The sequence below is a fragment of the Streptomyces sp. NPDC096323 genome, assembly GCF_040302845.1.
In the GTDB taxonomy this organism is placed as follows: Bacteria; Actinomycetota; Actinomycetes; order Streptomycetales; family Streptomycetaceae; genus Streptomyces.
Genome location: NZ_JBEOSI010000009.1, coordinates 347,161 through 365,651, shown reverse-complemented (window position 1 = coordinate 365,651; position 18,491 = coordinate 347,161). Strand labels below are relative to the sequence as shown.

At 69.9% G+C, this 18,491-nt stretch carries 13 protein-coding genes; 7 read left to right on the top strand and 6 right to left on the bottom strand.

The annotated features are described in order from the left end of the window. Positions 1–31: 31 nt before the first annotated feature. Positions 32–3,181, bottom strand: coding sequence for an isoleucine--tRNA ligase (gene ileS / locus ABTX18_RS25985; RefSeq protein ID WP_352125145.1), 3,150 nt, complete (start codon positions 3,179–3,181; stop codon positions 32–34). 575 nt (positions 3,182–3,756) lie between these two features. Between ileS and ABTX18_RS25980 the strand changes: the two genes are divergently transcribed. The 5 genes from ABTX18_RS25980 (at position 3,757) to ABTX18_RS25960 (ending at position 8,565) form a co-directional block, all read left to right on the top strand. Next, positions 3,757–4,569 (top strand): TraR/DksA family transcriptional regulator, encoded by an 813-nt coding sequence (locus tag ABTX18_RS25980; RefSeq protein WP_352125144.1) that lies wholly within the window; start codon positions 3,757–3,759, stop codon positions 4,567–4,569. Between the two features lie 57 nt (positions 4,570–4,626). Beyond that, on the top strand, positions 4,627–5,280 hold the full coding sequence (lspA, locus tag ABTX18_RS25975) for a signal peptidase II (protein WP_352125143.1): 654 nt from the start codon (positions 4,627–4,629) through the stop codon (positions 5,278–5,280). Positions 5,281–5,339: 59 nt separating this feature from the next. Beyond that, positions 5,340–6,281, top strand: a complete 942-nt coding sequence (locus ABTX18_RS25970; protein ID WP_352125142.1) for an RluA family pseudouridine synthase — start codon at positions 5,340–5,342, stop codon at positions 6,279–6,281. Beyond that, on the top strand, positions 6,278–6,748 hold the full coding sequence (locus tag ABTX18_RS25965) for a GNAT family N-acetyltransferase (protein WP_352125141.1): 471 nt from the start codon (positions 6,278–6,280) through the stop codon (positions 6,746–6,748). The genes ABTX18_RS25970 and ABTX18_RS25965 overlap by 4 nt, the downstream gene beginning before the upstream one ends. 230 nt (positions 6,749–6,978) lie before the next feature. Then, on the top strand, positions 6,979–8,565 hold the full coding sequence (locus ABTX18_RS25960) for a Na+/H+ antiporter (RefSeq protein ID WP_352125140.1): 1,587 nt from the start codon (positions 6,979–6,981) through the stop codon (positions 8,563–8,565). A 15-nt stretch (positions 8,566–8,580) separates the two neighbouring features. Here the strand turns inward: ABTX18_RS25960 and ABTX18_RS25955 are convergent, their stop codons facing one another. After that, on the bottom strand, positions 8,581–9,711 hold the full coding sequence (locus ABTX18_RS25955; RefSeq protein WP_352125139.1) for a mechanosensitive ion channel family protein: 1,131 nt from the start codon (positions 9,709–9,711) through the stop codon (positions 8,581–8,583). 52 nt (positions 9,712–9,763) lie between these two features. Between ABTX18_RS25955 and ABTX18_RS25950 the strand changes: the two genes are divergently transcribed. Then, a complete protein-coding gene (locus ABTX18_RS25950; protein WP_136328408.1) occupies positions 9,764–10,342 on the top strand; it encodes a dienelactone hydrolase family protein in 579 nt (192 codons plus the stop codon). A gap of 60 nt (positions 10,343–10,402) precedes the next feature. Here the strand turns inward: ABTX18_RS25950 and ABTX18_RS25945 are convergent, their stop codons facing one another. The 4 genes from ABTX18_RS25945 to ABTX18_RS25930 form a co-directional block, all read right to left on the bottom strand. Then, positions 10,403–11,365, bottom strand: coding sequence for a zinc metalloprotease (locus tag ABTX18_RS25945; RefSeq protein ID WP_352125138.1), 963 nt, complete (start codon positions 11,363–11,365; stop codon positions 10,403–10,405). Between the two features lie 391 nt (positions 11,366–11,756). Then, positions 11,757–12,572 carry a DsbA family protein gene (locus ABTX18_RS25940; protein ID WP_352125137.1) on the bottom strand — a complete coding sequence of 272 codons (816 nt, stop codon included), beginning with the start codon at positions 12,570–12,572 and terminating at the stop codon, positions 11,757–11,759. Between the two features lie 51 nt (positions 12,573–12,623). After that, positions 12,624–13,355 carry a hypothetical protein gene (locus ABTX18_RS25935; protein ID WP_352125136.1) on the bottom strand — a complete coding sequence of 244 codons (732 nt, stop codon included), beginning with the start codon at positions 13,353–13,355 and terminating at the stop codon, positions 12,624–12,626. An 89-nt stretch (positions 13,356–13,444) separates the two neighbouring features. Further along, the gene (locus ABTX18_RS25930) at positions 13,445–14,770 is read right to left on the bottom strand and encodes a DUF2252 domain-containing protein (protein ID WP_352125135.1); all 1,326 of its coding nucleotides are present in this window, start codon (positions 14,768–14,770) and stop codon (positions 13,445–13,447) included. Between the two features lie 180 nt (positions 14,771–14,950). On the opposite strand from ABTX18_RS25930, the gene dnaE reads away from it, so the two are divergent. Further along, a complete protein-coding gene (gene dnaE, locus ABTX18_RS25925; RefSeq protein WP_352125134.1) occupies positions 14,951–18,487 on the top strand; it encodes a DNA polymerase III subunit alpha in 3,537 nt (1,178 codons plus the stop codon). Positions 18,488–18,491: the final 4 nt, after the last annotated feature.

Genomic DNA, 18,491 nt, shown 5'->3' with positions numbered 1-18,491 from the left:
GTCCGGCCGGGCCCCCTCGTCGCGCTGCGGGCTACCGCTCCGTCTTGCGGAGGCGGAACGTGAGGGACAGGCCCTCGTCCTCGAACGGGGCGCCGTATGTGTCGTCCGCCTCGCCCTCGGCGTAGTCCAGGGCCAGGACCTCGTCCGCGATCAGCGGCGCGTGCTCGGTGAGGGCCTCGGCCGTCGCGGGGGACGTGGACGTCCAGCGGACGGCGATGCGGTCCGCCACGTCCAGGCCGCTGTTCTTGCGCGCCTCCTGGATCAGCCGGATCGCGTCACGGGCCAGGCCCGCACGCCGCAGCTCCGGGGTGATCTCCAGGTCCAGGGCGACCGTCGCGCCGGAGTCGGACGCGACCGACCAGCCCTCGCGCGGGGTCTCCGTGATGATGACCTCGTCGGGGGCCAGAGCGACCTGCTCCCCGTCGACCTCGACCGACGCCGTGCCCTCGCGCAGAGCCAGCGAGAGCGCCGCCGCGTCCGCGTTCGCGACGGCCTTCGCCACCGCCTGGACGCCCTTGCCGAACCGCTTGCCCAGCGCCCGGAAGTTCGCCTTCGCCGTCGTGTCGACCAGCGAGCCGCCCACCTCGGACAGGGAGGCCAGGGAGGAGACGTTCAGTTCCTCCGTGATCTGGCCGTGCAGCTCGGGGGAGAGGGACTCGAAGCCCGAGACCGCGACCAGGGCGCGTGACAGCGGCTGGCGCGTCTTGACGCCCGACTCGGCACGCGTGGCGCGCCCCAGCTCGACCAGGCGGCGGACCAGGGCCATCTGCGTGGAGAGGCCCGGGTCGATCGCGGACAGGTCCGCCTGCGGCCAGGCGGAGAGGTGCACCGAGGCGGGGGCGTCCGGGGTGACCGGTGTGACCAGGTCCTGCCAGACCCGCTCGGTGATGAACGGGGTCAGCGGGGCCATCAGCCGGGTGACCGTCTCGACGACGTCGTGCAGGGTGCGCAGCGCCGCCTTGTCACCCTGCCAGAAGCGGCGGCGGGAGCGGCGTACGTACCAGTTGGACAGGTCGTCGACGAACGAGGACAGCAGCTTGCCGGCGCGCTGGGTGTCGTAACCCTCGAGCGCCTGGGTGACCTGGTCCACCAGGGCGTTCAGCTCGCTCAGCAGCCAGCGGTCCAGGACCGTGCGGTCGGCCGGTGCCGGGTCGGCGGCCGAGGGCGCCCAGTTCGACGTACGGGCGTACAGGGCCTGGAAGGCGACCGTGTTCCAGTACGTGAGGAGCGTCTTGCGGACGACCTCCTGGATCGTGCCGTGACCGACGCGGCGCGCCGCCCACGGAGAGCCGCCCGCCGCCATGAACCAGCGCACCGCGTCGGCGCCGTGCTGGTCCATGAGCGGGATCGGGTCGAGGGTGTTGCCCAGGTGCTTGGACATCTTGCGGCCGTCCTCGGCGAGGATGTGGCCCAGGCACACCACGTTCTCGTAACTCGACTTGTCGAAGACGAGCGTGCCGATCGCCATCAGCGTGTAGAACCACCCGCGCGTCTGGTCGATGGCCTCCGAGATGAACTGCGCCGGGTAGCGGCTCTCGAAGACTTCCTTGTTCTTGTACGGGTAGCCCCACTGCGCGAACGGCATCGAGCCCGAGTCGTACCAGGCGTCGATGACCTCGGGGACGCGGTACGCCTCCAGCTGGCAGCTCTCGTGCGAGCAGGTGAACGTGATCTCGTCGATGAACGGCCGGTGCGGGTCGAGCCCGGACAGATCGGTGCCGGTGAGTTCGGTCAGCTCGGCGCGCGAGCCGACGCAGGTGAGGTGGTCGTCCTCGCAGCGCCAGATCGGCAGCGGCGTGCCCCAGTAGCGGTTGCGGGACAGGGCCCAGTCGATGTTGTTGTTCAGCCAGTCGCCGTAGCGGCCGTTCTTGACCGAGTCCGGGAACCAGTTGGTCTTCTCGTTCTCTTCGAGGAGCCGGTCCTTGACCGCGGTCGTGCGGATGTACCAGGACGGCTGCGCGTAGTAGAGCAGCGCGGTGTGGCAGCGCCAGCAGTGCGGATAGCTGTGCTCGTACGGGACGTGCCGGAAGAGCTTGCCGCGGGCGGCCAGGTCCTCGGTGAGGGCCTCGTCGGCCTTCTTGAAGAAGACGCCGCCGACCAGCGGCACGTCCTGTTCGAAGGTGCCGTCGGGGCGGACCGGGTTGACGACCGGCAGGCCGTACGCCTTGCAGACCAGGAGGTCCTCGGCGCCGAAGGCGGGGGACTGGTGGACCAGACCCGTACCGTCCTCGGTCGTCACGTACTCGGCGTTGACGACGTAGTGCGCCTCGGCCGGGAAGTCCACCAGCGCGAACGGGCGCTCGTAGGTCCAGCGCTCCATCTCGCGGCCCGTGAAGGACTGCCCGGTGAGCTCCCAGCCCTCGCCGAGCGCCTTCTCGACGAGCGGCCGGGCGACAACGAGTTTCTCCTCGCCGTTCGTCGCGACGACGTACTCCACCTCGGGGTGCGCGGCGACGGCCGTGTTGGAGACCAGCGTCCAGGGGGTCGTCGTCCAGACCAGGAGGGACGCCTCGCCCGCCAGCGGGCCGGAGGTCAGCGGGAACCGCACGAAGACCGAGGGGTCGACGACCGTCTCGTACCCCTGCGCCAGCTCATGGTCGGAGAGGCCGGTGCCGCAGCGCGGGCACCAGGGGGCGACACGGTGGTCCTGGGTGAGCAGGCCCTTGTTGAAGATCTCCTTCAGCGACCACCAGACGGACTCGACGTACTCGGGGTCCATCGTGCGGTACGCGTCTTCGAGGTCGACCCAGTAACCCATCCGGGTCGTGAGCTCGGTGAAGGCGTCGGTGTGCCGGGTCACGGACTCGCGGCACTTGGCGTTGAACTCGGCGATGCCGTACGCCTCGATGTCCTTCTTGCCGTTGAAGCCCAGCTCCTTCTCGACCGCGAGCTCGACCGGCAGACCATGACAGTCCCAGCCGGCCTTGCGGCCGACGTGGTAGCCCTGCATGGTGCGGAAGCGCGGGAAGACGTCCTTGAAGACGCGGGCCTCGATGTGGTGGGCGCCCGGCATGCCGTTGGCGGTGGGCGGGCCCTCGTAGAAGACCCACTCGGGGCGGCCCTCGGACTGTTCGAGGCTCCGGTCGAAGACCTTGTTCTCGCGCCAGAAGTCGAGCACGGCGTGCTCCAGCGCGGGCAGGTCGACCTGGGCGGGTACCTGGCGGTACTGCGGCGATGTCATACGGGCTTCCTCCGGCGGACGTTTTCCACTTCCGTCGGAGGGACGAGAACCGATGCCGGATCCCGCGGTACCACCCTCCTTGGCCCCGGACGTGCCGCCCGTGGCCCCCTCATTGGGGTGCGATGCCGGTTCTACCGGCCCGGGGCCCGTGGGCGGTGCCCACTGTCCCAGGCGTTCTTCCGGCGGCTCCGGGGTGATCTTCGCGGCGCGCTCGCCCCCGGGCTTCCACCGTCCCCGGGTCGCTCTGGGCTGCGTACGACGCTACTCGTCCCATCCATGCCTCTCGCTGAGGCCAGTGTACGGGCCCGCGGGGGCGGCGGCCGACCGGATTTCCGGCGGCCCGGGCGTGACCCGAATGGCCAGACGGGGCGTCCCGGATCCTTCCGCCGCCCCGGCGGGCCGGCGGAAGGCGGATTACCGGGCGGGGAGCTGGGCACAACGGTTTCAGGCGAGCGGTGATCCGGACACGGGGAGGGGCGATGCGGCGGCGTGCCCCGTTGCCGCGGGGCTGGGGCCGATTTATCGTCCCAGCACGACTCGCGAGCAAGATCACAATGCGTGAAGGGGCCGCGGCCATGGTGGCGAAGAAGACCGCCGCAGACAAGACGGCGTCAGCGACATCCACGGGCGCGGCAGCCGCGGAGATGACGGAAGAGTCCGGCCGGGACGGCGGCTCGGACGCGGACACGCGGACCGGGCCGGATCACACGGCCGAGGAGACCGCCGCCGCCACGACCACGAAGAAGGCCGCCAAGAAGTCGGCCGCGAAGAAGACCGCGGCCAGGAAGACGGCGGCCAAGAAGGCCGCCGCGAAGAAGACCACGGCCGGGAAGCCTTCGAAGAAGGCCGCCGACGCGGCCACAGGGGCGGCCGAGGCCGCCGAGGAGACGGGAGCCCACACGGTGGTAGCCAAGAAGAGCGCGGCCAGGACCCGGACGGCCGGCCGGAGCACGGCGCCCGTGCCCCCGGCGCGGGCCGCGGCGACAGCCCCCGGGGAACTGGCCGTACGGCCGGGAGAGGACCCCTGGACGCAAGAGGAGGTCGCCGCCGCCCACACCGAGCTGACCGGCGAGATCACGCGGCTGCGCAACGAGCTGGAGGCGTCGGGCCTGGCGCTGGCCGGGCTGATGCGCGACTCCGGCGACGGGGCGGGTGACGACGAGGCGGACACCGGCACCAAGAACATCACCCGCGAACACGAGATGTCGCTCGCCGCCAACGCCCAGGAGATGCTGGAGCAGACCGAACGGGCACTGGCCCGGCTCGACGCGGGCACGTACGGACTCTGCGAGATCTGCGGCAAGCCGATCGGCAAGGCACGGATGCAGGCCTTCCCCCGGGCCACGCTCTGCGTCGAGGACAAACAGAAGCAGGAGCGGCGCGGCTGATCCCGGACGGTGTGTCGTACCCTCGTCCTCAGTCGGGAACTAGGTTGAGGGACTCACGTGGCAGAGGCGGAGCGCATCATCGGTACGCCGGACATCCCCGAGGCCGAGGGACACGAGGGAGCCGGGCCGGAGAAGCCGGAGGCGAGCGGCTCCCCCGAGTCCGTCGGGCCGGACGGCCAGGACGCCGGGGACGGCGGGAGCACGGTCGACCGGTCGCCGGCCACGCGCCGTCGCCGGATCGTCCTGCTCTTCTGCGTCGCCGTCCTCGCCTACCTGCTCGACCTCGGCAGCAAGATGCTCGTGGTCGCGAAGCTGGAGCACCACGAGCCGATCGAGATCTTCGGCGACTGGCTCCGGCTCGACGCGATCCGCAACGCGGGGGCCGCCTTCGGCCTCGGCGAGGCCTTCACGATCATCTTCACCATCATCGCGGCGACCGTCATCGTGGTGATCGCCCGGCTCGCGCGCAAGCTGTACAGCCTGCCCTGGGCGATCGCGCTCGGCCTGCTGCTCGGCGGCGCCCTCGGCAACCTCACCGACCGCGTCTTCCGCTCGCCCGGTGTCTTCGAGGGCGCGGTGGTGGACTTCATCGCCCCGGCGCACTTCGCCGTCTTCAACCTGGCGGACTCCGCGATCGTCTGCGGCGGCATCCTGATCGTGCTGCTCTCCTTCAAGGGCCTCGACCCCGACGGCACCGTCCACAAGGACTGAGTCGTGCCCAAGGTCCTGGGCCGGTCCGGCCGCCGGCCGCGACAAGGCATACTCGACAGGTGAGTACGCAACCCGAGGTCCGCACCCTGCCCGTCCCCGATGGCCTGGAAGGCGAGCGCGTCGACGCCGCCATCTCCCGCATGTTCGGCTTCTCCCGCACCAAGGCCGCAGAGCTGGCCGCCGCCGGGAAGGTGCAGGTGGACGGTTCGGTGGTCGGGAAGTCCGAGCGGGTGCGGGGCGGTGCCTGGCTGGAAGTGGAGATGCCGCAGGCTCCCGCTCCGGTTCAGATCGTCGCCGAGCCCGTCGAGGGCATGGAGATCGTCCACGACGACGACGACATCGTCGTGATCATGAAGCCGGTCGGCGTCGCCGCGCACCCGAGTCCCGGCTGGACCGGCACCACCGTCATCGGCGGCCTCGCCGCGGCGGGGTACCGCATCTCCACCTCGGGCGCCGCCGAACGCCAGGGCATCGTGCACCGCCTCGACGTCGGCACCTCCGGGCTGATGGTCGTCGCCAAGTCCGAGCGCGCCTACACGCTGCTGAAGGCCCAGTTCCGCGACCGGGTCGTCGACAAGAAGTACCACGCGCTGGTCCAGGGTCACCCGGACCCGATGAGCGGCACCATCGACGCCCCCATCGGACGCCACCCCACCCACGACTACAAGTGGGCCGTCGTCGCCGAGGGCAAGCCCTCCGTGACGCACTACGACCTCATCGAGGCCTACCGCGCCGCCAGCCTCCTGGACATCAAGCTGGAGACGGGCCGCACCCACCAGATCCGGGTGCACATGTCCGCCCACCGCCACCCCTGCGTCGGCGACCTGACCTACGGCGCCGACCCGACCATGGCCAAGCGCCTCGGCCTGACCCGGCAGTGGCTGCACGCGGTCCGGCTCGGCTTCGAGCACCCGTCGGACGGCAGCTGGGTGGAGTTCGCCAGCACCTACCCCGACGACCTCCAGCAGGCCCTCGACAGGATCGCGGCAGAGAGCGAATGACCTCCTACACCACCCGCACGGTCACCGGTGAGCAGGACCGTGCCGCCTGCTTCCGGATCCGCAGGGACGTCTTCGTCGGCGAGCAGAACGTGCCGGAGGAGATCGAGTACGACTCCTACGACGCGGACGCGGTCCACGTCATCGCCGTCGCGGAGGACGGCACGGCGCTCGGCACCGGGCGGCTGCTGCACGGCCCGGCCGTGGCGGCGAAGACCGGCGGCGATCCCGCCGTCGGCTCGCTCGGCCGGCTCGCCGTGACCAAGGAGGCGCGCGGCCTCGGCGTCGGCGCGGCCCTGGTGCGGGCCATCGAGGACGCCGCCCGCGGACTCGGCCTGTCGGCCGTCGACCTGCACGCCCAGACGCATGCGCTCGGCTTCTACGAGCGGCTCGGCTACGCGGCCTACGGCCCCGAGTTCCCGGACGCGGGCATCCCGCACCGGGCGATGCGCCGGGCCGTGGACGCGTAGGGCGTAGGGCCTCTCCTCGCGCCGGGCCGTGAAGGCGTAGGCGTCTCCTCGCGCCGGGCCGTGAAGGCGTAGGGCCTCTCCTCGCGCCGGGCTGCGGACGCTTGGAACCTTCCGTTCGGATCGGGCCGGATCAGGCGGCGTTGTCCGGAGTGTCCGGGGTCTGCGTGGCAGGCTTGGGCCCAGTCCGGCCGGTCACCGAGGCCGGCTCGGCCCGCTCCGGAAGGCGCCCCGTGGACCAGATGGCACTGCTGCTCCTGCTGTTGCTCGGAGCCGTGGTCACGGTGCCGCTCGGGGACCGGCTGGGGCTTCCGGCGCCGGTGCTGATGACGCTCGTGGGCGTCGGGATGGCCTTCGTCAGCTTCGTACCGAACGTGGACATCCCGCCCGAGATCATTCTCCCCGCGCTGCTGCCCCCGCTGCTCTACGCCTCCGTGCAGCGCACCTCCTGGAGCCAGTTCGCCGCCAACAAACGGCCGATCTTCCTGCTGGCCGTGGCGCTGGTCTTCGTCACGACGGCGGCCGTTGCCGCGGTGGCCCACGCGGTCGTCCCCGGGCTGCCCCTCGCGGCGGCCGTCGCGCTGGGCGCGCTCGTCGCCCCGCCCGACCCGGTCGCGGCCACCGCCGTCGCCGGATCGGTCGGGCTGCCCCGCCGGCTCATCTCCATCCTGGAGGGCGAGGGGCTGTTCAACGACGTGACCGCGATCGTGCTCTACCACGTGGCGATCGCCGCAGCCGTCAGCGGCACCTTCTCGCTGCCCGAGGCCTTCGGGCTGCTGGCCCTGTCCGCCGTCGTCGCCGTCGCGGTCGGGTTCGCGCTCGGCTGGCTCACCATCAAACTCATGAACCTGCTGGACGACGCCACCCTCCAGGTCGGCCTGACCCTGCTGGTGCCGTTCGTCAGCTACGTGCTCGCCGAGGAACTGAAGGGCTCCGGCGTGCTCGCCGTCCTGACCACCGCCCTCTTCCTCGCCGAGCACACCGCCGACGCCGACGACGTCCTCGGCCGGCTCACCGGCCGCACCTTCTGGGAGATCGTCGACACCCTCGTCACCGGTGTCGCCTTCGGGCTGATCGGCCTCGAACTGCACAACGTCTTCGGGACCGCCGACGGACGTGGGCTGCGGATGGCCGGCTGGGCCCTGTCCGTCGTCGCCGTCGTCATCGGCGTACGCCTGCTGTATCTGCTCCCCGCGGCCTGGCTGACCAAGCGGCTGCACAGCCGCCGCGACGTGAGCGAGGACATCCCCGCCGGCTGGCGGGAGACCGTGATCATGTGGTGGGCGGGGATGCGCGGCGTGGCCTCCGTCGCCCTCGCCCTCGCCATCCCGCTGAAGACGGACGACGGCAAGCCCTTCCCCGGCCGCGACGAGATCGTCTTCATCGCCTTTGCCGTGATCATGGTCACCCTGGTCTTCCAGGGCCTCACCCTGCCCTGGCTGGTGCGCCGGCTGGGAGTGCGCGCCGACACGGACGCCGAGGCCGCGCTGGAGAGGGAGCTCGCGATCCGCGCCACGAAGGCGGCCAAGCGTCGGCTGAAGGAGATCCAGGAGACCCAGGAGTTCCCCGAGGACGTCACGGAGCGCCTTAAGCGGCTGGCCTACGACGTGGGCGCGCGGATCAGCCCCGACATGGTCGACAGCGAACGGCGCGAGGCGTACGCCCAGCGCGCCCAGCGGTACAAGGAGGTCAGCCGCGTCCAGCGCGAGATGATGTCGGCCGCCCGCCACGCGGTGCTCTCGGCGCGCAACGAGGCCGGCTCGGATCCCGAGGTGGTCGACCGGGTGCTGCGGCAGCTGGACGTACGCAGCCTGCGCTGACCGCGCCCCCTGCGCTCAGCCGCGTCCGGTGCGCGGCGCCCTGCCCCAGCCCGCCGGCTTCTCGTCCGCTCCGTCCACCCCGTCCACCGTCGGCCATACGTCACCGGGCGGCAGCGCCGCGGGGGCCGTGGCGATCCGCGGCAGCGCGTACGGATGGTGGTCGCGCAGCCAGCCGATCAGCTGCTCCCGGACCGCGCAGCGCACCGTCCAGATGTCGTCCGCGTCCTTCGCCGTGACCACCGCGCGCACCTGGATCGTGGACGCCGTGGTGTCGGTGACGGCCAGCGACCAGTCCCGGCCGTCCCAGGCGGCGCACTCGCCGAGGATGTCCCGCAGCCGCTCGCGCATCGCGGCGACGGGCGCCGCGTGGTCGAGGTGGAAGAAGACCGAGCCGGTCATCTGCACCCCGCCGCGCGACCAGTTCTCGAACGGGTTGCTGGTGAAGTAGGAGACCGGCATCGTGATCCGCCGCTCGTCCCAGGTCCGGACCGTGAGGAAGGTCAGCGTGATCTCCTCGATCGTGCCCCACTCGCCGTCCACCACCACCGTGTCGCCGATGCGCACCATGTCGCCGAAGGCGATCTGCAGGCCCGCGAAGAGGTTGCCGAGCGTGGACTGGGCCGCGACACCCGCGACGATGCCGAGCACGCCGGCCGAGGCGAGCATCGAGGTGCCGACGGTCTGCATGGCGGGGAAGGTCAGGAGCATCGCGGCGACCGCGACGGTCGTCACGATGGCGATGACCACCCGCTGGATCAGCGTGACCTGCGTCCGCACCCGGCGCACCCGCGCCGGATCGCGGGTGCTCGCCGCGTAGCGCGCGTACACGGAGTCCACCACCGCGACGGCGATCCGCACCACCAGCCAGGCCGACGCCCCGATCAGGACCAGCGTCAGCACCTGCCCGATGCCGGCCCGGTGGCCGGCGACCACGTCGAGCCCGGTGTGGGTGTACGTGCCCCGCAGCAGAGCCGCGCCCAGCGTCAGCTGGAACGGCACCCGGCAGCGCCGCAGCAGACCCCACAGCGGCGTCTCGTGGTGCCGCCCGTCGGCGCGTCTCAGCAGCAGGTCGAGCAGCCAGGCCACCACCACCGTGATCAGGGCCGAACCGCCGAGCACGATCAGCGGGCGCAGTACGTTCTCCATGCTGTGGCTCTCCAAGCTGTCGCTCGCCGTCCTTTCGAAGGTAACTGGCACCATGGGCCTCATGAACATCATGCTTTTCCACTCGACGTACGGTCTGCGCCCCGCGGTGCACGCGGCCGCCGACCGGTTGCGCGCCGCCGGGCATGAGGTGCACGTGCCCGATCTCTTCGGGGGACACACCTTCGAAACCGTGGAGGAGGGGCTGGCCTTCAAGGAGGAGACGGGCAAGGAGGAGCTGCTGAAGCGTGCCGTGCTGGCCGCGGCGCCCTACTCCGACCGCGGGCTGGTCTACGTCGGCTTCTCGCTCGGGGCCTCCGTCGCCCAGACCCTGGCGCTCGGGGACGCGAAGGCGCGCGGGCTGCTGCTGTTCCACGGCACCTCGGACATCGCCGAGAACGCCTCCGTGGACGAGCTGCCCGTACAGCTGCACGTCGCCGACCCGGACCCGTTCGAGACGCACGACTGGCTGAACTCGTGGTACCTGCAGATGCAGCGGACCGGGGCGGATGTCGAGGTCTACCGCTACCCCGGCGCCGGGCATCTGTTCACCGACCCCGAGCTGCCGGACTTCGACCAGGCGTCGGCCGAGCTGGCCTGGAAGGTCGCGATCGGCTTTCTCGCCACCCTGTGAGCACATGAGGGGCCCCGCGCCGGAATCGGCGCGGGGCCCCTCGGGTGTGACGGAGCGGGATCAGCCGCGGTACGCGGTCCAGCTGTCGCTCATCCGCTGCACCTGGCCCGCGGTGAACTGGTACATGCAGGCGTCGTACGTGTAGTCCATGAAGTTGTGGATCGGGTCCACGCCCGTCTTGTTGGCGCAGGTGTCGCGCCCGGTCGGGCACTCGAACGCGGCGCTCTTCTCGGCGGGGGTGTCGGTGACGTAGTCGCCGTTGCCGTTACAGCCGCCCTGGAACGTGTGGTAGAGCCCCATCCAGTGGCCGACCTCGTGCGTGGCGGTGTCGCCCTCGTCGTAGTTGGAGGCCGAGCCGCCCGGCAGCGAGGCGTCCAGGATCACGACGCCGTCCATGGACGGGCTGGAGTTGTAGGAGCTGGGGAAGGTCGCCCAGCCGAGCAGTCCGCCGCCGAGGTTGGCGGTGTAGACGTTGAGCGCGTTCTTGCCGCCCTTGCGCAGGGCCGTCTTCATGGCCTTCTCGGCCGACGAGCCCGAGGAGAGGTTGTACCAGGAGGCGTTGTCCGTGTAGTCGGTGCCCGCCAGGGAGAACTGGAAGCCGGTGGGGGTGTTGCCGGTGCCCTGGCCGCTGTACGCCGAGTTCAGCACGCTCATCTGGCTGCTGATGTCGCCCGAGGTGAGCTTGCCCGTGGTGCCGGAGTGGATGACGTGGAAGTAGACCGGGATCGTCGCGCCGGCGGCGAGCGTGGAGCCGGTGAGCCTGCGCTCGGCGACTCTCTGCTTCAGCTGCTTGTCGATGGCCGCGGCCTGGGCGGTGGTGAGCTCGTTGGGATCCGCGGCGTGCTGCGGGCCCGAGGGGCGGGACTGGCGCGCGGCGGCGCCGGCCGGGGCGTCGGCGCAGGCCTCGGCCGACGCGGCCGCGGAGGCCTTGCCGGAAGCGGCGGTGGCGCCGGAGGAGACGGTGAGGGGTGCCAGGGCCAGGGTTCCGGCCAGGACGGCGGTGCCGATCGCACGGTGACGCATACGCGGTGATATACGAGCAAGAGTGCGCACAGGGACTCCTCGCGGATGTGTGGGGGAGGGATTTCCTCACCCGCCGCCGGGGAGATTACGTGCGCATGTCACACCTGGGGGAGAATCGATCCGGCCCAATCATTCATGGTGCAGACCGGGACAACGGGAAGAAAATCTTCTGCCCGTTCCGAAGTTTGAGACACGAACGACATGTACCGGCCGTTCCCATGGCCGGTGTGTCCGCATTGGATCCGTCCGGAACGCCGCCCGAAGCAACCCTGTCATCCGCCGTCAACACGCCCCGCGGTGGCTGGATCCCGATGGTCCGCACGCCCGGGAGACGCGAACGGGCAGGTGAACCCGGCGGGTTCACCTGCCCGTTCGTCCGGGACCGGGCGGATCAGGCCTTCAGCGCGGCCGTGATCGCGGTGTTGAAGTCCGCCACCGTCATCGGGGCGTTCTTGTTGTCCGAACCGGTGAGCGTCTTGCCGTCCATCTTCAGCGTCGGAGTGCCCTCGACGCCGCTCTTGTCGAAGGTGGCGGACATCTTCATCGCCCAGGCGTCGTACGTGCCGTCCTTGACCTTCTTCTGGAAGGCCTTGTTGCCCTTGAGCGCGTCCACCGTGTCGGCGACCTTGATCAGGTACGCGTCGTCCTTGAACTTGTCCTCCGTCTCCTGCGGGTGGTACTTCGCGGAGTACAGGGCGTACTTGTAGTCGAGGAAGGCCTCGGGGCTGACGTCGAGGGCCGCGCCCAGCGCGCTCAGGGCGTTCTTCGAACCCTCGCCGTTGTCGCTGTTGTCGATGAACGTGGCACCGACGTACTTGACCTTGTACTTGCCGGCGTCGATGTCCTTGTGGACGGTCTCGCCGACGGTCTGCTCGAAGGTCGCGCAGATCGGGCAGCGGGAGTCCTCGTACAGCTCCAGCGTCTTCTTGGCGGTCGACTTGCCGACCACGACGGTCGTGCCGTTCTCGCCCGAGGTGTTCTTCGGGGCGGTGATGTTCTTCGCGTCCTTGGCCGCTTCCCAGTGGCCGGGCTTGTTCAGCTGCATCACGCCGTAGGCGCCGCCGCCGACGATCGCCAGGGTGGCGACCACCGAGACGCCGACGACGACCTGCCGGCGGGTGCGGTCCTTCTTGGCCTGGCGCTCGCGCTCGACGCGCAGCCGCTCGCGGGCGGCGGACTTGTTGGCCTGGCTGTTGCGGTTGCTCATGATCGGTTCTCCGTGGGGTGCGTGGTCGTACGTCGTCGGGGACTCGCGTGCTCAGGCGGTGGCGCAGGCCGAGCGCGGCGGTCCCCTCCGTCCCACGGAGTGCACCAGCAGACGGGCGTGGACGAGCAGGTGCGGGCCGGCTCCGGCGGTGCGGCCCTTGAGGCGTACGGAGCGGCGGACCGCCCCCGCCACGGCCACCGCGATCAGCAGCGGCCGGAACGCCAGCAGGGCGAACGCGCCCAGCAGCCCGGCCAGCGCCCTCTCGCCGCGATGCAGCCAGGCGGCGGCCAGCAGCCCGACCGTCACGTGAGCGGCCAGCAGCAGCCACGGCACCAGCGGGCCGGGGGAGGCCAGCAGCGCGGCCGCGCCATGGCCGCCCGCGGCCACAGACGCCAGCGGGGTGCCCACCTCGCCGACGCTGCCGAGGCCCCCCGCGCCCGGCCCGACGTCACCGCCGCCGCACAGGGCGTCGATGCCGACCGACCGCAAGGGACCCGCGATCGGGCCGCCCGCCGCGCCGTAACAGAGATGCTGGCCGGTGGTGAAGACGGTGTCCGCGGCCAGCTCCAGCGGTACGAGCAGCCCGGCGATGGCCCCGAAACCGCGCTCCCGGCCGGCCAGCGCGTAGGCCAGCGCGAACACGGCGCCGGCCAGCACGGCGACGAGGGTCAGCGGCAGCGCGACCCGGGAGAGCAGCACATGGGAGGCAGCGGAGAGCGTCACGACGAGCGCGGTGAAAAGCGCGGCGCGTACGACCCTGAGCTGCGTCCCGGAGATATCCATCGTCAGGGAGTGTCGCATGGGAACCTGTAGGCCAGCCCTAAAGGTCCGCTGTGCTGTGGGAAGGCTTACACAGGGCCCTTGCCGGCTCCCTACAGCCCCGGGATGCGGCCGTTGCGGAACAGGTCCACGAAGATCTGGTGGTCCGCCCGCGCCCGGGCCCCGTAGCTGTGGGCGAAGTCCACCAGCAGGTCCCCGAAGCCCTCCTCGTCCGCCGCGATCGCCGCGTCGATCGCCCGCTCCGTGGAGAACGGCACCAGGGAGTGGCCGCTCTCGTCGTCCGCCGCGGAGTGCATCGTCGCCGTCGCCCGGCCGAGGTCCGCGACGACCGCCGCGATCTCCTCGGGCTCGTCGATGTCCGACCAGTCCAGATCGACCGCGTACGGCGACACCTCGGCGACCAGCTGCCCGGCCCCGTCCAGCTCGGTCCAGCCCAGCCACGGGTCGGCGTGCGCCTGCAGGGCCCGCTGCGAGATCACCGTGCGGTGCCCCTCGTGCTGGAAGTAGTCCCGCACCGCCGAGTCCGTGATGTGCCGGGAGACGGCGGGGGTCTGCGCCTGCTTGAGATAGATCACGACATCGTTCTCCAGGGCGTCGCTGTTGCCCTCCAGAAGGATGTTGTACGAGGGCAGCCCGGCCGATCCGATGCCGATCCCGCGACGGCCCACGACGTCCTTGACCCGGTAGGAGTCCGGGCGGGTCAGGCTCGACTCCGGCAGCGTCTCCAGATAGCCGTCGAAGGCGGCGAGGACCTTGTAGCGCGTCGCCGCGTCGAGGTCGATCGAGCCGCCGCCCTCCGTGAACCTGCGCTCGAAGTCACGGATCTCGGTCATCGAGTCCAGCAGCGAGAACCGGGTCAGCGACCGGGCGTCCCGCAGGGCCTCCAGGAGCGGCCCCTCGGCGGTGTCCAGCGTGAACGGCGGCACCTCGTCGTTCTTCGCGCCCGTCGCCAGCGCGTGGATCCGCTCGCGGTAGGCCGCCGCGTAGACCCGGACCAGCTCGGTGATCTGGTCGTCGCCCAGCGCCTTCGCGTAACCGATCAGGGCGACGGAGGCGGCGAAGCGCTTGAGGTCCCAGGTGAAGGGGCCCACATAGGCTTCGTCGAAGTCGTTCACGTTGAAGATCAGGCGCCCGTTGGCATCCATGTACGTGCCGAAGTTCTCCGCGTGGAGATCACCGTGGATCCACACCCGGCCGGTGCGCTCGTCGAGATACGGGCCGCCGTGCCGCTCCCCCTCCAGGTCGTTGTAGAAGAGGCAGGCCGTGCCCCGGTAGAACGCGAAGGCCGACGCGGCCATCTTCCGGAACTTCACACGGAAGGCCGTCGGGTCAGCGGCCAGCAGCTCACCGAAAGCGGTGTCGAAGACCTCGAGGATCTGCTCCCCGCGCTGCGCTGCGCCGGTCTGCGTGTCCGACATCTCTGGGTGCCTCCTGGTACCTGGCCTGCATGACTACGTACATGACAAAAGGAACGGGTGTCCTCGCCCTTCCAACGCGCGACCGTATCGCGGAGTGCCCGTCGCTTGTCATCTCGGAGACGTAGACTTCCACGCTGTCCCCCCAGCCGACATCCGCCGTTCCCCCGGAGGCACAGCGCCGTGACCAAGCCGCCTTTCACGCACCTTCACGTCCACACCCAGTACTCGCTGCTGGACGGTGCCGCGCGGCTCAAGGACATGTTCGAGGCCTGTAACGACATGGGCATGTCCCATATCGCCATGACGGACCACGGCAACCTGCACGGGGCGTACGACTTCTTCCACTCCGCCCGGAAGGCGGACGTGACGCCGATCATCGGGATCGAGGCGTACGTCGCTCCCGAGTCGCGCAAGCACAAGCGGAAGATCCAGTGGGGCCAGCCGCACCAGAAGCGGGACGACGTCTCCGGTTCCGGCGGATACACCCACAAGACGATCTGGGCGTCCAACGCCAAGGGGCTGCACAACCTCTTCAAGCTGTCCTCGGACGCCTACGCCGAGGGCTGGCTGCAGAAGTGGCCGCGCATGGACAAGGAGACCATCTCCCAGTGGTCCGAGGGCCTGATCGCGTCCACCGGCTGCCCCTCGGGCGAGGTGCAGACCCGGCTGCGGCTCGGACAGTTCGACGAGGCGGTCCAGGCGGCCTCCGACTACAAGGACATCTTCGGCGAGGGCAAGTACTTCCTGGAGCTGATGGACCACGGCATCGAGATCGAGCGCCGGGTCCGTGACGGACTCCTCGAAATCGGCAAGAAGCTGAACATCCCGCCGCTCGTGACCAACGACTCGCACTACACCTACGCCAGCGAGGCCGCCGCGCACGACGCGCTGCTCTGCATCCAGACCGGCAAGAACCTCTCCGACCCGGACCGCTTCCGCTTCGACGGCACCGGCTACTACCTCAAGACGACGGACGAGATGTACGCCGTCGACTCCTCGGACGCCTGGCAGCAGGGCTGCGCCAACACCCTGCTGGTCGCGCAGCAGATCGACACCTCCGGGATGTTCGAGAAGCGCGACCTGATGCCGAAGTTCGACATCCCGGACGGGTACACGGAGATCACCTGGTTCCAGGAGGAGGTCCGCGTCGGGATGAACCGCCGTTTCCCGGGCGGGGTCCCCGAGGACCGGCAGAAGCAGGTCGAGTACGAGATGGACATCATCATCCAGATGGGGTTCCCGGGGTACTTCCTGGTCGTCGCCGACTTCATCATGTGGGCCAAGAACAACGGCATCGCGGTCGGCCCGGGACGGGGATCCGCCGCCGGTTCGATCGTCTCGTACGCGATGGGCATCACCGACCTCGACCCGATCGAGCACGGACTGATCTTCGAGCGCTTCCTCAACCCCGAGCGCGTCTCCATGCCCGATGTCGACATCGACTTCGACGAGCGCAGGCGCGTCGAGGTGATCCGCTATGTGACGGAGAAGTACGGCGCCGACAAGGTCGCCATGATCGGAACCTACGGCAAGATCAAGGCCAAGAACGCGATCAAGGACTCGGCCCGCGTCCTCGGCTACCCGTACGCGATGGGCGACCGCCTCACCAAGGCCATGCCCGCCGACGTCCTCGGCAAGGGCATCGACCTCAACGGCATCACCGACCCCAAGCACCCGCGCTACAGCGAGGCCGGCGAGATCCGGGGGATGTACGAGAACGAGCCGGACGTCCGGAAGGTCATCGACACCGCGAAGGGTGTGGAGGGCCTGGTCCGGCAGATGGGCGTGCACGCGGCCGGCGTGATCATGTCCAGCGAGCCGATCGTCGACCACGCGCCGATCTGGGTGCGGCACACCGACGGCGTGACGATCACACAGTGGGACTACCCCCAGTGCGAGTCGCTCGGCCTGCTCAAGATGGACTTCCTGGGACTGCGCAACCTGACGATCATGGACGACGCCATCAAGATGGTGAAGGCCAACAAGGGCATCGACCTGGAGATGCTGGCGCTGCCGCTGGACGACCCCAAGACGTACGAACTGCTCTGCCGCGGTGACACGCTCGGGGTGTTCCAGTTCGACGGCGGGCCGATGCGCTCCCTGCTGCGCCAGATGCAGCCCGACAACTTCGAGGACATCTCCGCCGTCTCGGCCCTGTACCGGCCGGGCCCGATGGGCATGAACTCGCACACGAACTACGCCGAGCGCAAGAACGGCCGCCAGGAGATCACTCCGATCCACCCGGAGCTGGAGGAGCCGCTCAAGGAGGTCCTCGGCCTCACCTACGGCCTGATCGTGTACCAGGAGCAGGTGCAGAAGGCCGCCCAGATCGTCGCCGGGTACTCGCTCGGCGAGGCCGACATCCTGCGCCGCGTGATGGGCAAGAAGAAGGCCGACGAGCTCGCGAAGAACTTCGTCCTCTTCGAGGCCGGCGCCAAGAAGAACGGCTTCTCCGACGCCGCGATCAAGGCGCTGTGGGACGTGCTGGTCCCGTTCGCCGGATACGCCTTCAACAAGGCGCACTCCTCCGCGTACGGGCTGGTCACCTACTGGACCGGCTACCTCAAGGCGAACTACCCCGCCGAGTACATGGCGGCGCTGCTCACCTCGGTCAAGGACGACAAGGACAAGTCGGCGGTCTACCTCAACGAGTGCCGGCGCATGGGCATCAAGGTGCTCCCGCCGAACGTGAACGAGTCCGAGTCCAACTTCGCCGCCCAGGGTGACGACGTCATCCTCTTCGGACTGACGGCCATCCGTAACGTCGGCCAGAACGTCGTCGACTCGATCATCCGGTGCCGCAAGGCGAAGGGGAAGTACAGCAGCTTCCCCGACTTCCTCGACAAGGTCGAGGCGGTCGTCTGCAACAAGCGGACCGTGGAGTCGCTCATCAAGGCCGGCGCCTTCGACGAGATGGGCCACACCCGCAAGGGCCTCGTCGCGCACCACGAGCCGATGATCGACAACGTGGTGCAGGTCAAGCGCAAGGAGGCCGAGGGGCAGTTCGACCTCTTCGGCGGCGGTGAGGAGGACAGCGACGAGCCGGGCTTCGGGCTCGACGTGGAGTTCTCCGACATCGAGTGGGAGAAGTCCTACCTGCTGGCCCAGGAGCGCGAGATGCTCGGGCTCTACGTCTCCGACCACCCGCTCTTCGGCATCGAGCACGTGCTGAGCGACAAGTCGGACGCGACGATCTCGCAGCTCACCGGCGGCGAGCACAGCGACGGCGCGATCGTCACCATCGGCGGCATCATCTCCGGCCTCCAGCGCAAGATGACCAAGCAGGGCAACGCCTGGGCCATCGCCACCGTCGAGGACCTGGCCGGCTCTATCGAGTGCATGTTCTTCCCGGCCACCTACCAGCTGGTCTCCACCCAGCTCGTCGAGGACACCGTGGTCTTCGTCAAGGGCCGGCTCGACAAGCGCGAGGACGTGCCCCGGCTGGTCGCCATGGAGATGCAGGTCCCGGACATCTCCAACGCCGGAACCAACGCGCCCGTAGTCCTGACCATCCCCACCGTCAAGATCACCCCGCCCATGGTCAGCCGGCTCGGCGAGGTGCTGAGCAGCCACCGGGGCGACACCGAGGTGCGGATCAGGCTGCAGGGCCCCCGCAAGACGACGGTGCTCCGGCTCGACCGGCACCGCGTGAAGGCCGACCCGGCGCTCTTCGGCGATCTGAAGGTGCTCCTCGGCCCGTCCTGTCTGGCCGGCTGAGCAC

What these genes read in the sequence shown, in the direction of transcription:
- ileS (WP_352125145.1), bottom strand. Translation starts at nt 3,181, where the DNA reads ATGACATCGCCGCAGTACCGCCAGGTACCCGCCCAGGTCGACCTGCCC.
- ABTX18_RS25980 (WP_352125144.1), top strand. Translation starts at nt 3,757, where the DNA reads ATGGTGGCGAAGAAGACCGCCGCAGACAAGACGGCGTCAGCGACATCC.
- ABTX18_RS25965 (WP_352125141.1), top strand. Translation starts at nt 6,278, where the DNA reads ATGACCTCCTACACCACCCGCACGGTCACCGGTGAGCAGGACCGTGCC.
- ABTX18_RS25955 (WP_352125139.1), bottom strand. Translation starts at nt 9,711, where the DNA reads ATGGAGAACGTACTGCGCCCGCTGATCGTGCTCGGCGGTTCGGCCCTG.
- ABTX18_RS25950 (WP_136328408.1), top strand. Translation starts at nt 9,764, where the DNA reads ATGGGCCTCATGAACATCATGCTTTTCCACTCGACGTACGGTCTGCGC.
- ABTX18_RS25945 (WP_352125138.1), bottom strand. Translation starts at nt 11,365, where the DNA reads ATGCGTCACCGTGCGATCGGCACCGCCGTCCTGGCCGGAACCCTGGCC.
- ABTX18_RS25940 (WP_352125137.1), bottom strand. Translation starts at nt 12,572, where the DNA reads ATGAGCAACCGCAACAGCCAGGCCAACAAGTCCGCCGCCCGCGAGCGG.
- ABTX18_RS25935 (WP_352125136.1), bottom strand. Translation starts at nt 13,355, where the DNA reads ATGGATATCTCCGGGACGCAGCTCAGGGTCGTACGCGCCGCGCTTTTC.
- ABTX18_RS25930 (WP_352125135.1), bottom strand. Translation starts at nt 14,770, where the DNA reads ATGTCGGACACGCAGACCGGCGCAGCGCAGCGCGGGGAGCAGATCCTC.